Below are 15,311 nucleotides of genomic sequence, written 5' to 3' on the forward strand. Positions count from 1 at the left end.
GGTCCGGGCGGGTGCATTCCCGGTATCAGCGCCGGCTGGCTGATCTGCCGGTCGCGGGCCGGTTGGTAGAGCTGTGCCTGACGGCGCGCCGCTTCTTCTGCAGCAACACCGCCTGCGAGTTGCGGACGTTCGTCGAGCAGGTCAGCGGGCCGACGCGTCGTCGGGCTCGTCGCAGCGAGCCGTTGCGGGCGATGCTGACCTCGATCGGGCGGGCGCTGGCCGGTCGTGACCGCCCACCTCGCCGCCGTGACCGCCGGGCTGATCTTGACGGGACAGAACCGAGTTTGGGCGCCAGATGGCGGATCTGCCCATGGTCGGGCGCTCGACCAGGCTGGCCAGTTTGGCGGTGGCCCACGCACCTACCGGCACTTCGCCGGTAACGCGGGGAAGCGCTTCAGGCTGACTGCCAAACCTCGCCAGTACTACCGATCAGGCGTCGCCGGTCACGCCGAGCTCCTCGACCACGATGTCCAACGCGGCCGGCTCATGCGCGACGAGCCACGGTAGGACGACGTCCCAGGCAGCGAAGGACAGCGCCTCCGCGATCAATCGCCGCCGCGCTGGCGGCGATAGCTGATCTGCGATCGCCAGGAGAGCCTTGGCCCGTTCGGGCGGAAGGTCGATGCTGCGGGCGACCGACAGCGCCCGGTCGACGTCGCCGACAGCGAACATCGCGGCCGCGAAGGCCGCTAGCGCCTCGGACCGTTCCTCGGCAAACCGCACGCCGCGCGCTTCCGCCTCCGCGCGGTCCGCCCGCTCCTTATCGTCCGGCACCTGCCCAGCGATCGTCGCCAGCGCCTTCGCGCGCTCATGGTCCTGCGGGATCGCCAAGCCGACCCGTTCGGCGAGCTCGACGTCGCCACGCTCGCAGGCCGGACGCACGATCGGCGCCAGCGCCCAGGTCCGCTCGTCAAGATCGTCGAGACCGAGGGCCAGCGACTCCGCGAGTTCGACGCGTCCGACCTCGGCCAACGCCGCCGTGTACTCCGGCCACGCCCTCCGGTCCGCCGCCTCGAACAGATCGCGGATCTCTTGGTCACTGCGTCCCTGGACCGACATGTCGATACGGACCTCGACCGGTTCCGCTTCCGCCGGCTCGGCGTCAACCTGCCCGCGTCGACCGGCGTTGCGCAGGTGGTGGGTGTAAATCTCGGTGATCAGCGAGTCGCCGCCCGGGTCCAGCGCGTTCGTCAGCGCCTCCGCCTCCGCGAACCGCTCCCACCTCGCCAGTTCGTGGACGAGTCTCACCGTCACGAGATCGCGGTCGTCGTAATGCGCATCGGACATGATGCGGCCGTGGATCTGCGCGACAAGCCAGCCGACATGTTCGTGTGAGCCCGTCTTCAGCAGGACGAGGGCGAGTTCGGCGAGCGCGACCGGCGAATCGAGACCGGCGGCGGCGCGGACCGACTGCTCGATCTCAGTGGCGATTTCGGCCGCCCGTTCGTGGTCGCCGGCGCAGGCGCGGGCGTATGCGACGACCGCCAAGGCGTTCACGTTCGCCGCTACGTGTGTACCCGCACGCGCGATGCTCTCGGCCCGTGACAACTCCCCGTTGTCCACGAGGGCGTGGATCAGGATCATGTCGGCGTTCGCCCGAGCCAGACCGCGCTCCGCGGCGACCACCGCGAGGCCGGCCGCCAGCTCGACCTCGCCGTTCGCCAACGCCTGTTCCACGACCGCCTCAAGGGCACGCTCGAGTGCGGATCGATCAGCGAAATGGTGGTCCTCGCGGACGGTCATCTCGTGCAGCGCCTGGACGCTCGCCTGGAGGTCCCGTGCCGCGATCCATGCGCGCACGACATGGAGTTGCGCCGTGACGCGATCCTCGTCCGGCGCCGACAGAGCGATGTCCCCTGCAGAGCGGGCGTAGTCCGCGGCAATCTGAGCCTCGGCCGCGCGCGCACGGAACGCAAGTTCTGCACACCGGCTTACCACCGACGTGATCAGGGCCGATTCGGCCTCGGCTCGCTCGAGGTCACCAACCAACTCCGCCAGCGTCACAGACTGCGCTATCAACCACTGTGGCGGGTCCTGAAAGGTGTCCGGCCGCCAGTAATCGATGATCGCGCGAACGGCCGGCTCGTCGTCCATCGCCGCGGCGAGCTTCGCGACGCGAATCAGTACCTCACCGAAGCGGCGATCCAAGACTTCGATCTTGTCGATCGCATCGAGCGCGCCGGCGAGGTCGCCGACTGTGGCGCGCACGACCGCGATCTGCCCGAACGCGAAACTGCGAACCTCCACGTCGGTCGTCACAGCCGCGGCGGCCGTCTCGGCGGCCGCCAACAGCCCCTCGAGCTGCTCGTCGCCTCCGCCTGTATGGGCCAGCATGGCCAAGCGGCAGAACGCGCCGGCGCGTCCGTATAGATGGATCTCCTCCGCGAGCTGCCGTGCCTTGTCATAGTCGCCGTTCCGCGCGATCTGCTCCGCCAGCAGGATCAGGGCCTCGTCCGCGCCGCCATCGCTACGGAGGATCGCGCGGGCCAACGCCTCGGCGCGGTTGCGGTTGCCGAGGGCCGCCCACACTGCCGGGAGCTCCTTCGGCATCCGCTCGTTGCGGCGGAGCAGGCGGTCGCGGTGCACGGCCAAGCGCAGCAACGCACGCAGGTCGGGGTGGGCCGGCCGTCGCAGCAGCGCGGCGGTCGCCGCCATCTCGGTCAGAGCGGCGTTGTCGCCGCCGCTGACATCCAGCATCCGGTCGTGGCGGCTCCCGTCGGCGGCGAACGTGATCAGTCGATCCAGGTCCGCGGTATCGATCAGGAGCTGGACGTAGCTGCCGAGCAGATAGCCGGGGGTGTCTCCGGGCCAGCCGGCGTTGCGGAAGCGGTCGGCCCAGGCGTGGATGCGCTCGCGGTAGGCCAGGAGCCTGGTTCGGCCCATGACTCGGATCGCCTCCTGCTGGAGTTCCTCATGGCCGAGGGCGTAGTGCCGCTCGTCGGCACGCCAGGGACCGGACGACGCTACGAAGGTCCTGCCTGACACGGCCTTGAGCAGCTTGTCTATGTCGAGTCGATCGAGGCCGTTCAGCATCGCGAGATCCGCTCCGGTGAGGCCCCCGCCGGCGGCGGCCAGGACACCGAGCAGGTCGCGCTCTTGGCTCGTGCCGTGCAGCAGGTGCCGTAGCTCTCGTTCCATCGCGGCGCGGACGATCTGTGCCTCCGGCGAGGGTTCCAGTTGCCGGGCTACCTCCGGCTTCCGCAACGGGTGGTCGTCCGGGACGTCGAACGGCAGCTCCGGGTTCGGCCGCCCCGTGACGATCACCCTCAGATTCTCCGGCAGGTGCCGCGGCAGCAGCGCGGCGATGCTGTGCGAGTCTGGTCCCGGGGTGACGCCCCGGTCCTCGTCGAGGCCGTCGACGGCGAGTACTAGCCGGAAAGCCCGCCCGCGAAGCTCCGCGGCGGCCCGGTGCAGCCACTCGATCAGATACACCTCGCGGGTGGCCTCGGTCAACGGCGGTGGTGGCCCGCCCAGCAGCTCGCCCAACTGCTGGAGGAGCACGTCGACGAAGCCAGCCCGGTCGTGCTGTCCCGGATGCTGGGCGGTGACGAAGAACGAGACCATTGCGACGCCGGCCGGCGGGTGCAGCACGAACCACCGCATGAGCGCCGACTTGCCCGCCCATGGTCCGGCCCGCAGCCAGCGGTAGCCGGGACCGTCGTCAAGACAGAACCGCTCAAGCTCGGCGAGCTCACGTTCCCGCCCTACGAGGACAGCCGGCGCCGCGTCCCGGACGAACTGCAGGTACGCCGATCGGTGGGTCGTGGTCGCCCGCAACGGAGTGCCGGAGAGGTCTCTACGGAGCACGGACTCGGTGACGTGGGCACCCGAGGGCGCGTAGCGGGCCACCAGTTCCGCGAGCCGCGGAAACAGCAGGTGTGGCGGTGTCACGTCGTCGACGACCACGGCCCGGAGCTGTCCGGCGGCGACGGTCCGATCCGTCTCGTCCCCGCCCTCGAGCCGTAACTCCCGGGTGTACAGGGCAAGAAGCAGGCGCCAGGTGAGCTCGCCGAGATCCACGCCGTCGACGTGGGTGCGGCCAGCGGCCGTCGTCACCAGCGCATCGATGTGGACCAACCGGCCGCGGACGTCGTCGTTCGTCCGCCCCGGCCGTGCGACCTCGGCGCGAAACGCTGCCTCGTCCCCGACCGCCCGGGCGATCACGGTCAGCTCCCGGAGCTGTTGCACGGCCGGGTTCGGGCTGGCCACGGCCAGGGCGAGGCGCCACCGTCCGGCGTACACCGCCGGCCAGTGCTCGGCGACGACGCGGACGTAGGAGGTCAGCAGTTCGGCCGAGGCGTGGTCGCTCCTGACGAGCGCCGGCGCTCGCCTTACCCCGATCGACACCCGGCGCTCGCCGCCATCCGGCGAACGACCGGCCACTACCAGGTCGTCGACCGGGCTGATCCCGCTGGCCTGGAAGGTCACGGACTCGAGCGTGGCATCGTCGCCGAGCTCGGGCGCGGGGTTGCCGCTCAGCAAGCAGGACAGCAGCGTGGCACCGTAGCGATGCTCGAGCACCGTGCCACCGCCTCCGGTCGAGTACGGAGACGCAGCCAGGTGTCCGCCGCCGGCACCGTTCACTGCCACAGGCTACGCCAGCGGCTGCAGGTATCGACGAGTTCGACCGCGACTGCCACGCACAACGATACGTAGCTCGTGGTCGCGGCCTCGGGTGGATTGGCCCCCTGCCGCCTCAGAGCTCCACACTTGGTTTTGTTGGTGAGTTTCGGCGCCAGATGTCGCCGAGTTTCGGCACCACGTAGACCTCACCGATTTCGATGTACGTGAGTTTCGGCGCCGTCCCAGCGAGGACCCGCCCACGCGGCGTCGGTCGGCATGCCGCTTGCGCAGGGTGATGGGCGCCCGAAACGAGGCCGCGCCTTGCCTGCGGCAGATGCGTGCGCCTCCCTGACCTCGGGTTTATGTACAGTCGGCGGCGAATCTGTGCGTCGTACGGCTCCTGGCACGCTCGGTTCGACAGATGGAAGCGATCTCACCAATACACGACACGGTCACATCCACAGCACGCCATCGTCCTCGTGCTCGCGTACGCGAAACGCGATCATCCGGCGCAACAAATCGCCCGGCACAGGTTGGCCGTATGGGAGTTTGACCGTGCCCTTACCGGTAGCAAAGCCGACGAGCTGGGCATCGAACCCCTCGCGAGTGCTGGGCGTGAACGCGACGCTGGCGTGTCTAGCGTGACCACTGACCATAAAGAGGATCGTTCCGGAGGGGTGCACCCACGCCGGATAACCCCACTTGATCGCCTCGCTCGCCTCCGGAACCGCCTCGTAGGCCAGTGCCCGCAGCTGCTCAAGCAGCTCGCGGCCCGGTCCGGTGAAGCCGTCGATGTACTCGTCGACCGTCTGAGGTCTGGCCATGGCGCCAGTGTGGCACGCCCTGCTCGGCTCAGCGCCCGCAGCGAGCGAGGCGTGCCGGGTTCACATGCTGTTTCAGCTCACCGGTTGACGGTCTCGACGGACATCCGGATCTCGGCACGAGCGCGCATTCCGCCGCCGGCCGGCTATGAGCCGCGACAGAGAGTCACGGCCGGGCCTGATGGCGGCTGGTCCTCACATCAGCCATGGTCAACAGGTGGCGCTAGTTCTCACGAACATTCACGCGAGAGCGACCAGCGGGGTGGCGCCGAAACTGGCTAACAACTGGCGCCCGTTCTGGCGGCCGTAATCACACACTCGCGTACCAAACCCGACTGTGCTGCTGCGATGGTGAGTCAGGAACCGTAATAGGCCGATTGCATGAGCTGCTGCATGTCGTCGAGCATCGGCATGCGCGGGTTGGCCGGGGCGCACTGGTCCTCGTAGGCGTTGATCGCCTGCTGCGGCAGAGCGGTCAGGAAGGCGGTCTCGTCGACGCCGACGGACTTGAACGACGGCTCGATGCCGACGGCGTCGCGGAGCCGCTCGACCGCTGCGGCGTACGACTCGACGCCCTCCTGTGGGGTGGCCGCGGGCAGGCCCAGCATGCGGGCGATGTCCTGGAAGCGCTCCGGCGCCCGGTAGTTCTCGTACTTGGGCCAGCCGGTCAGCTTCGCCGGGGCCGAGCCGTTGTAGCGGATGACGTGCGGCAGCAGGATCGCGTTGGTCCGCCCGTGCGCCACGTGGAACGTAGCGCCGAGGGTGTGCGACATGGCGTGCACGATGCCCAGGAAGGCGCTGCCGAAGGCCATGCCGGCGATGGTGCCGGCGTTGTGCATCCTCTCCCGCGCCTCGGGGTCGGCTCCGCCGTGGCGTACGGCCCGTTCCAGGTTGGCGAAGATGAGCTTGATGGCCTGCAGGGCGAGCCCGTCGGTGAAGTCGTTGGCGTAGACGGACACGTAGGACTCGGTGGCGTGGGTGAGCGCGTCGAAGCCGCTGTCGGCGGTGATGGTGGGCGGCAGGTCGGCGGCGAGGACCGGGTCGACGATCGCCACGCTCGGCGTGAGGGCGTAGTCGGCGAGGGGGAACTTCTTGCCGGTCGCGGTGTCGGTGATGACGGCGAACGGTGTCACCTCGGCGCCCGTGCCCGACGTGGTGGGGATGCACACCAGCTGGGCCCGTCCGCCGAGGGCCGGGAACTTGAACGCCCGCTTGCGGATGTCGAAGAACTTCTCCCGCATGTCGGCGAACACCACCTCCGGGTGCTCGTAGCGCAGCCACATCACCTTGGCGGCGTCCATCGCCGATCCGCCGCCAAGGGCGATGATGGTGTCGGGCTGGAACGAGCGCATCAGCTCCGCGCCACGGTCGACGGTGGCGACGCTGGGTTCCGGCTCGACATCGTCGATGACCTGCAGCGCCACGCGTTCGGGTCGCCGTTGCAGGACGGTGATCAGCCGGTCGACGTACCCCAGCTTGGTCATGGTGTGGTCGGTGACCACGGTGACGCGGTGCACGTCCGGCATGTCGGCTAGGTAGCGGATCGCGTTCGGCTCGAAGTAGATCTTCGGGGGCACCTTGAACCATTGCAGGTTGTTGGCCCGCCGGCCGATCCGTTTGATATTGATCAGGTCGACCGCGGTGACGTTGTCGGACACCGAGTTGTGGCCGTAGCTGCCGCATCCCAGCGTCAGCGACGGCAGGAACGCGTTGTACATGTCGCCGATGCCGCCCTGTGACGCCGGCGCGTTCCAGATGATGCGCACCGCTTTGACCCGGCGCCCGAACTCCTCGGCGAGCTGTTCGTCTTCGGTGTGGATGACCGCGCTGTGCCCGAGGCCGTCGAACTCGACCATCTGCTCGGCGTATCGGATGCCGTCCTCGGTCGATTCGGCGCGCAGTACCGCGAGGACCGGGCAGAGCTTCTCCCTGGTCAGCGGCTCGGCGGGTCCGACCTGGTCGACCTCCACCAGCAGCAGCGATGTCTCGGGTGCCACGGTGAAGCCGGCCCGCTCGGCGATCCATGCCGCGCTCTGCCCGACGACGTCGGGGTTGAGGCGCGCGCCGGAGCAACCCGCGCCGCCGGCCTCGGTGCCGAAGATCAGCATTTCCAGCAGGCTCTTCTCCTCGGCGGTGACGACGTGGGCGTGCAGGTTCCGGAATGCGGTGAGCGCTGACTCGTACACCGTGGTGTCGATGATGGCCGCCTGCTCGGAGGCGCAGATCATGCCGTTGTCGAACGACTTCGACAGCACGATGTCGTGCACCGCCCGGCGCAGCTTCGCGCCGCTGTGGACGTACGCCGGGACGTTGCCGGCGCCGACGCCGAGGGCGGGCTTGCCGGCCGAGTACGCCGCCCGCACCATGGCGTTGCCGCCGGTCGCGAGGATGGTCGAGACTCCCGGGTGGTTCATCAGCGCACCGGTAGCGGCGATCGACGGTTGCTCGACCCACTGGATGCAGTGCTTCGGGGCACCGGCGGCGACGGCGGCGTCCCGGACGATCCGGGCCGCCTCGGTGCTGCATCGCTGCGCGGCGGGGTGGAAGGCGAAGATGATCGGGTTACGGGTCTTGAGCCCCAGCAGGGCTTTGAAGATGGTGGTCGAGGTCGGGTTGGTGACCGGCGTGACGGCGCAGACCACACCGACCGGCTCGGCGATCTCGACGATGCCGTTGATCTCGTCGCGGGCGATGACGCCGACCGTTTTCAGCCCGGCCATGTGGTTGGTGACGTGCTCGCAGGCGAAGATGTTCTTGACGGCCTTGTCCTCGAACACGCCGCGGCCGGTTTCGGCGACCGCGAGCCGGGCCAGGTCACCGTGCCGGCCCAACGCCGCCACCGACGCCTTCGCAACGATGTGGTCGATGCGCTCCTGGTCGAAGCCGGCGTACTCGTCCAAAGCCTTGAGACCGTTGCCGACCAGGTTCTCGATGGCGGTGCCGGTGTCGTCCGGCAGGGCGGTGGTCACGGCCGCGGCGGTCATGGGGATCACTCCGATCGTCAGTGCCGGGAGCTGTCATCCGGTCACATGTCCATCGTTGTGCTCAGGCCGGTCGTGCGCGGGTGCCCAGCGACCTCGCCGGACGGGACCAAGGTCCCGTTTCATCGACCGGATCAACGCTCCCCGGCCCTGTCGCACCTATTCGGTCAGGGTCGCGCGGCGTGCCACCGCGGTCGGTGACGGCACGGTCGTGGCCGGCCGGCCGGGAGGCACGAGAAGAACGGGGCAGAGTCGACGGCCGGTCGACGTGACGCCGACGGAACGGTACAGCGCCTCGACCACCCAGCCTTTGTGTCCTCTGCCGGCAACGAGCAGACGACCACGCCAGGCCGCGCGTTCCAGCGTGTACGCGATCTCGGCCTCGCTGATGAGCACGCGGGTGACCGGGACGTCTGGCCATGATCGGCCGGACCTGTTCAGCACCGCGTCGAGCCGGTGTTCGGCGTCGCCGCGCTCACCGTCACCGCTACCCGGGCCCTTTGTGGAGATCCACACGTGAACGGCGGCGAGTGTGCCTCCCCGGTACGCCGCCGCCTCGTAGGCCTGTTGCAGAGTCGTCGAGTGCCGGCCGGAGACGGCCACGATCACGGGCCCCTGGGTGGGTGCCGACCCGCGGTTCACGAGCAACGGGCAGATGCTGTGGTGAGCCAGGTAGGCAGCGGTCGATCCCCATCCGAGATGGGCCAGTGTCTCCTCCCGGTGGCCGACCACCAGCAGGCACGCCCGGGCGGACCAGCGAAGCAACGCTTGGGCCGGGCCTTCGTCCGTCAACGCGGTGGTGACCTTCAGCCGTGGATCGGTGCGCCGGACCCGGCGTGCGGCGAGCTCGAGCAGGTGTTCGCCCTCCGCCCGGTCCGGCACGGTGGCCCGGAGTCGCGGTCCGCCGAAGTACCGGCCGGGCCAGGCGTGCACCATCACCAGCGGCGCATCACGGTGCGCTGCTTCTGTAGCGGCCAGATCGACAGCTTGCAGTGCTGCCTGCGTGCCGTCGACACCGATCACCACGGGCAGCTTCTCCTGAACCGACACGAACCTGTTCATGAGCGAACGCTAGGTTGCCCGGAGCCTGTGACGGCACGGCCGCTAGGCACCGCGGGGCGGTCCGTTGGGCCCGCCGGCGGCCCTCGTCGTACCGAGCCGACAAGGACCTCCGGCCCTGACCGTTGTCGCTGGGGCACTCGCCGTGGCGGGACTTCCGCCCGCATCGGGCATGACCTTTCGCCCTGCCCACCGGCATCGATGCGGACCACGATGAAAGGAGAGCCGGAGAAGGAGGAGCGATGCGCATCCCCACCATCATCGTCGCCACCGATGGCGCCCCGTCAGCCGAGGCGACCGTACGGTGGGCGGCCCTCGAGGCCGCGCGCCGGGACATGAGGCTGACTGTCGTGCACGTCCTGGACTGGGACTGGAACACGGCACGCTACGACTTCGGCGGCGGCCATTTCGAGACGGCCCGTGAGATCGCCGAGACCGTGACCGCGACAGCCGCATCCACCGCCCGGGCGATCGCCCCGACGGTGGACGTCGCAGAATTGACGATGACCGGTAGTCCCGCCGCACAGCTTCTCGGAGCGGCCGAGGCTGCGGATCTGCTGGTGATCGGCAGCCGGGGGCACGGCGGGTTCGCCGGCCTGCTGCTGGGCGGGGTCAGCCAGCGGGTTGCCACACATGCCCCCTGCCCGGTGGTCGTGGTGCGGGGACGCGCCGACGCCACGGACGGACCGGTGGCCGTCGGCGTTGACGACTCCGAGTCCGCCGACCGGGTGCTGGCGACGGCGTTCGCCGCCGCTGACGCGCGGGCGACCGGACTCGTCGCGATCCGCACCTACATGCCGGCCGTCCCGGTGTACTACCGCGCCGACATCCCGACGACGACGATCGCCACGCCGGAGCAGGACGCCGCCGAACGCGCCCGCCTGACCGAACAGCTCGCACCGTGGCGCGTGAAGTACTCCAGCGTGCCGGTCGAGACCATCGTGTCGCACGACAGCGCCGCGGGCGTGCTGGTCGGTGTCTCGCACGGCGCCCGATTGGTCGTGGTCGGCAGCCGGGGTCACGGTGTGATCGTGGGTACGCTGCTCGGTTCCACCGGCCTGCAGCTGCTGCACCACGCCGACTGCCCCGTCTACGTGGACCGTCCCGGCAAGGACCACCGGTGAGCACCAGCGACCGGCCGGTGGGTCCCGCAACCGCTGACCGCCGATGGTGGGATCGCAACGATCCGGCCGGTCACCTCGAACAACGGCCGGCGTGGTACGTGGAGCTGTCGGTCACCCATCGAGGAGGAGTGCCGTGAACCGTGGGTCTTCCCTGGCATCGCCGGGCCGAGAGTTCAGCCCGGAACTCGCCGAGGTCGAGGTCGAGGTCGTTCGAGATGTCACCGGCGAACTGGTGACGGCCGTCGACTGGCTGCTTCGCCTGACATCGTCCTCTGCTCGTGTCGTCGGCGCCGATGTCCTGCGGACCGTGCTCGCGTGCCCGAGCAACCGGCTGCTCGTCGCCCGCCTCCACGGCGAGATCGTCGGCATGCTCACGGTGGTGGTCTCCCCCCTCGCCACCGGTGTGCGGGCGTGGACCGAGGACGTGATGGTCGACGACGCCGTACGCAGCTTCGAGGTGGAGGCGACACTGATACGAGCCGCTGTCCGTCTTGCCCGCAGTGCGGGGGCAGAGACCGTCGATGTCACATCCGGACTGGCTCGCACAGCCGCCGACCAACGATACGAGCGCCTGGGCTTCACGGCACAGCACGCGAAGACGTACCGGCTGGCGCTCTGACCGGCCTGATCTTTCGATCATCCGCTGATCTGATCACCTCACCACGACGGCCGGGGAAGCTCCCCGGCCGTCGGCTGCTCTGCCCGTCCGCCCGACGCGCTCACGGTGCAGGCGGACGATCGGCTGCGGAATGGTCAGCCGTAGCTGGATGCCGTAGGCGCGGTCGAGGACTTCATTGCCCGAGGAGCCGGCGTCCGTTCTGACGGTGATGTTCACCCTTTGTTGGCGCGGTGGAGGTAGGCGTCGAGGCCGCCGAGTTCCTCGCTGGCGATGAACACCGATCGGACGTTGAGGATGGCTTCCTCGACGTGGGTGGTGCAGCCCCAGGCCGAGTCACCCCACGAGTCGGCGATCTTGATCTCGGCTGGTTCGGTGCAGTCGGTGGTGCCGCCGAGCTGGCAGTGCTCGGGGTGCGGCGTGGTGGCCTGTACGGTAGCCGCGGCTCGCATCTGGGCGTTGAGCTCGGCAGCGGCGGCGGCGCGTTGTTCGGCTTCGTCGCGCAGCTGGCGTTCGGCGCGTACCGCCTTGATGGTGGCCAGGCGCAGCTCCAGGTGCTGCGCGACCTGGTCGGCGAGATGGCCGAGCACGGTCTTCTGCGTCTCGGTCAGCTCCCGGGGCATGGCGTCGATCGCGGTAACGGTGCCGAGGTGGTGCCCGTCGGCGGTGACGATCGGGGCCGCGGCGTAGAACCGCAGCCCCAGCTCGCCACGTACCAGAGGATGGTCGAGGGTGCGTGGATCCGTGACCGCGTCGTTGACCACGTACGGGCCCTCGGCGCAGAACGCCGACGCGCACAGTCCCGGTTCGGTGCCGACCTGCGCGACGCCGTCCAGGCCCTTTGCCGCGGCGAACCAGACACGGTCGGCGTCGACGATGCTGACCGTGGCGATCGGGGTGCCGCACACCGCTGCGGCGGCCGCCGCGATGGTGTCGAACTGGCCGTCGGTAGGGGCGTCGAGGATCTCGTAGCGGCGTACCGCAGCCAGCCGGGCGGGGTCGGTGAGGGCGGTTCTGTCAGCGGTGATCGACACGGTGTGGTGCTCGTTTCTCATGCGGGTGTTCAGGCCGGGGTGGAGTATGTGTTTGCGGCGGTCATCAGGATCTGCCGGTTGGCTTCCGGATCCTCCTTGTCGGTAGAGCAGCGGGCGTAGCCGATCGAGATGCCGGTCATGCCGGTGAGCGTAGTGGTAACGGATAGCCCCCGCTCAGCGGACAAATCACCGGACACCCTATGTGAGATGTTCCTCTGGCTGGTCGGCGTCGCCGGGTGGCGCGAGGTGGGGTGTGTCCGTTCGAGGTCCGCTCAATGGACGCCCACAGACTCAAGCTGCGCGGTCCGGGCGATCGGCTTACCAGGTGACCTGTTCGCCGACGTCGCCCCGCGGGTGCTAGCCGGCTGGCGGGCTCGCGCGTTGGTGAATCCCAGTCGCACCCGCGCGATCAACCCGAGGCGCGGACGTCGACGCTGCTCGCGACGCTGCCGCACTCGCGGCTGCGGGAGATCACCACGCCTCGCTCAATCGGCCCGGCGGAGCGTCAGGTGGGGCCGTTGGAGTGCACTTCTGCGCGCAAAGCGGACTCCGCCACGCACGGTGCCGGAAAATCTTGAAGAAGACCCGGGCCCGGCTGTCGATCCGGCGGCAGAGTGTTCGTCGTCGCCAATGACGGAGCCGGACAGGCCGGCCCGCGACCCAGTGCAGGAGACAGCTCCATGGCCAAGTACGCGATCCTCATCTACGAAGACCCGGCCTTCTACGCGAACGCGTCGCCCGAGGCGTGGGGCGCGGTGATCGACGCGCACAACACGTTCCTCAAGCAGGTCGCCGATCTCGGTGGGTCCATTGCGGGCGGGGAGGCGCTCGCGCCTACGACGACGGCCACCACGATCAAGGGTGCCGGCACGGTGACGGACGGCCCGTTCGTCGAGACCAAGGAGGCCTTCGGCGGCTTCTACGTCGTCGAGGCGCGCGACCTCGACCACGCCGTCGAGATCGCCAAGCTGTGCCCGGCCCCGGCGGCGGCGTCGAGGTTCGCCCGGTCGTGGACCCGACGACCAACCCGTTCTGATCGCTCCGAGCGACGAGCCGACCGCGTCCGCCATGCATGCGGACGCGGTCGCTGCCGCGCTGGCGCAGGCCCACCGCTCCGAGTGGGCCTTCGTGCTGTCCGCCACGGTGCGCGTCGCGGGCGACCTGGACGTCGCGGAGGAGTGCGCGCAGGAGGCGTACGTCAGCGCGCTGCAGGCCTGGACCCGGGACGGCGTCCCGGAGCGGCCCGGCGCGTGGCTGACCACGGCGGCGCGGAACCAGGCGCTGGACCGGTTGCGTCGCGAGGTCACCCTCCGGCGCAAGCTTCCGCTGCTCGTGGAGCCGGCGACCGTCGATCCACACGATCCGGCCGACCTGGACTGGCCCGACGCCGCGGTGCCGGACGACCGGCTCCGCCTGGTGTTCACCTGCTGCCACCCCACCCTCGCCCCCGAGGCCCGCGTCGCCCTCACCCTGCGCCTGGTCTGCGGCGTTCCCACGCCCGACGTCGCCCGGGCCTTCCTGGTGTCCGAGCCGACGATGGCGGCACGGATCACCCGGGCCAAGAAGAAGATCTCCGCAGCGCGGATCCCTTACCGGGTTCCGGGCCGGGCGGAGCTGCCCGAGCGCCTGGACAGCGTGCTCACCGCCGTCCACCTGCTCTTCAGCACCGGCCACACGGCCGGCGAGGGGGACGCGCTCGTCCGTGAGGAGCTCTGCGACCGGGCCCTGCACCTCGCGCGCACCCTCGCCGCGCTGCTCCCCGAGCAGGCCGAGACCCGCGGCCTGCTGGGCCTCCTGCTCCTCACCGACGCGCGCCGGGCCACCCGGACCGACGAGCAGGGCCGGCTGCTCCTGCTCGCCGACCAGGACCGGACGCGCTGGGACCAGCGCGCGATTCTGGAAGGGCTCACGGTGACGGCCGGGGCGCTGGCGTCCGGCCCACCGGGGCGGTTCACCCTGCAGGCGGCGATCGCCGGCGTGCACGCGACGGCGCCGTCCCTGGAGCAGACCGACTGGCCGCGCGTCGTGCACCTCTACGACCGGCTGCTGGCGGTGTGGAACACCCCGGTAGTCGCGCTCAACCGGGCCGCCGCCGTGGCGTTCGCCGACGGTCCGGCCGCCGCCCTGCCGCTCCTCGAGGAGTTGGCGACCGATCCCCGGCTCGCCGACTACCCCTACCTTCCCGCCACCCGCGCCGACCTGCTGCGCCGCCTCGGCGACGCTGCCGGCGCGGCTCAGGCGTACCGGCGCGCGATGGAGCTCACGGCGAACGCCGCGGAGCGCGCTTTCCTGGAGCAGCGCCTAGCCGAGGTCAGCCGCGCCGCCGGCGCCGAGCCCGCGCCCGGCTGAGGACGACGGGCTCGGCGGTCACCGCGACCGCGACAAGGTCGCCGTGCAATCCAGCGTCACCAGCACCCAACTGACCTCCCGACAGTTTCCGGCCCGAAACCAACGGCAATGCTGGTCAACCGTGTAATGGCACGAGCGGCACTCGCGCCCAGCCGTGGTGATGGCGGCGCGTGAATCGTGTCGCGCACTCTCCCTCGTTCGCACGTCGGGCCGGAGGTGGATCGCTGCGGTCGCTGAGGTACCTCTCAGCCGGCGGGCCTGCTTGGCGGAGTTGCGGTGTCGAGCACTCCCAGACGGCGCGCGTACTCTTCGTCGTCGATCTCGCCGCGGGCAAACCGTTCGGCGAGCAGCTGCTGCGGCGAAGGGGCATGTGACGCCACCGTGGCGCCGCGCCGTCCGTCACGGCCGGTGTAGCGAACGACGGCGAGGATACCGGCGATCACCAGGGTCCAGAGCATCAGGCTGTTCACCGTCATGAGCACCATGCCCCAGCCATTCATCCCGTTGCCGTAGTACATCATCGTGGTCTCCTCTGGTCGCCGCACCGGTCGATGGTCCTCGGGACTCCTTCACCATGCCCATGACGGCTCGTGCCCGGGTAGCGCCCATCGCCCTTCGTCCGCGGGCCGGAGGCCCCTGTGGTCTTTGCGTGACTGACGCTCGCTCCGAGCGTGATCCGTGGTCGGCCGGCTCGCTGATCGTTTCGCCGTCACATACCGGCCAGGGGTGCGAACCGGCTGCGAGCTCTGGTTTGTTCGCCGGTT

Annotated in this window: 10 protein-coding genes and 1 pseudogene; 5 read left to right on the forward strand and 6 right to left on the reverse strand. The window is 69.8% G+C overall.

What is annotated here, in order from left to right:
- Positions 1-11: 11 nt before the first annotated feature.
- Positions 12-380 carry a hypothetical protein gene (locus ACQPZW_RS25795; protein WP_433788594.1) on the forward strand — a complete coding sequence of 123 codons (369 nt, stop codon included), beginning with the start codon at positions 12-14 and terminating at the stop codon, positions 378-380.
- A 49-nt stretch (positions 381-429) separates the two neighbouring features.
- On the opposite strand, the gene ACQPZW_RS25800 is transcribed toward ACQPZW_RS25795, so the two are convergent.
- The 4 genes from ACQPZW_RS25800 to ACQPZW_RS25815 form a co-directional block, all read right to left on the reverse strand.
- Positions 430-4,521: a hypothetical protein gene (locus ACQPZW_RS25800; protein WP_433788595.1), complete on the reverse strand. Its 4,092-nt coding sequence runs from the start codon at positions 4,519-4,521 to the stop codon at positions 430-432.
- Between the two features lie 494 nt (positions 4,522-5,015).
- The gene (locus tag ACQPZW_RS25805) at positions 5,016-5,387 is read right to left on the reverse strand and encodes an iron chaperone (protein ID WP_433788596.1); all 372 of its coding nucleotides are present in this window, start codon (positions 5,385-5,387) and stop codon (positions 5,016-5,018) included.
- 353 nt (positions 5,388-5,740) lie between these two features.
- Positions 5,741-8,368 (reverse strand): bifunctional acetaldehyde-CoA/alcohol dehydrogenase, encoded by a 2,628-nt coding sequence (adhE, locus tag ACQPZW_RS25810; RefSeq protein ID WP_433788597.1) that lies wholly within the window; start codon positions 8,366-8,368, stop codon positions 5,741-5,743.
- 156 nt (positions 8,369-8,524) lie between these two features.
- Positions 8,525-9,427, reverse strand: a complete 903-nt coding sequence (locus tag ACQPZW_RS25815; RefSeq protein ID WP_433788598.1) for a universal stress protein — start codon at positions 9,425-9,427, stop codon at positions 8,525-8,527.
- A 239-nt stretch (positions 9,428-9,666) separates the two neighbouring features.
- On the opposite strand from ACQPZW_RS25815, the gene ACQPZW_RS25820 reads away from it, so the two are divergent.
- Positions 9,667-10,548: a universal stress protein gene (locus ACQPZW_RS25820; RefSeq protein WP_433788599.1), complete on the forward strand. Its 882-nt coding sequence runs from the start codon at positions 9,667-9,669 to the stop codon at positions 10,546-10,548.
- A 133-nt stretch (positions 10,549-10,681) separates the two neighbouring features.
- Complete coding sequence (locus tag ACQPZW_RS25825) at positions 10,682-11,167, forward strand: GNAT family N-acetyltransferase (RefSeq protein ID WP_433788600.1); 486 nt, start codon at positions 10,682-10,684, stop codon at positions 11,165-11,167.
- 212 nt (positions 11,168-11,379) lie between these two features.
- On the opposite strand, the gene ACQPZW_RS25830 is transcribed toward ACQPZW_RS25825, so the two are convergent.
- Positions 11,380-12,219 (reverse strand): GAF domain-containing protein, encoded by an 840-nt coding sequence (locus ACQPZW_RS25830; RefSeq protein WP_433788601.1) that lies wholly within the window; start codon positions 12,217-12,219, stop codon positions 11,380-11,382.
- A gap of 659 nt (positions 12,220-12,878) precedes the next feature.
- On the opposite strand from ACQPZW_RS25830, the pseudogene ACQPZW_RS25835 reads away from it, so the two are divergent.
- Together ACQPZW_RS25835 and ACQPZW_RS25840 are read left to right on the forward strand one after the other, a co-directional pair.
- Positions 12,879-13,130 (forward strand): annotated as a pseudogene (locus ACQPZW_RS25835) (YciI family protein); the annotation flags it as partial.
- 136 nt (positions 13,131-13,266) lie between these two features.
- Entirely contained in the window at positions 13,267-14,547 is a 1,281-nt protein-coding gene (locus ACQPZW_RS25840) for an RNA polymerase sigma factor (RefSeq protein WP_433788602.1), read from the forward strand.
- 245 nt (positions 14,548-14,792) lie between these two features.
- Here ACQPZW_RS25840 and ACQPZW_RS25845 read toward each other — a convergent pair whose 3' ends face one another.
- Positions 14,793-15,068 (reverse strand): SHOCT domain-containing protein, encoded by a 276-nt coding sequence (locus tag ACQPZW_RS25845; RefSeq protein WP_433788603.1) that lies wholly within the window; start codon positions 15,066-15,068, stop codon positions 14,793-14,795.
- Positions 15,069-15,311: the final 243 nt, after the last annotated feature.

Origin of the sequence: Actinoplanes sp. CA-252034 (assembly GCF_050956125.1) — a bacterium.
Classification (GTDB): domain Bacteria; phylum Actinomycetota; class Actinomycetes; order Mycobacteriales; family Micromonosporaceae; genus Actinoplanes.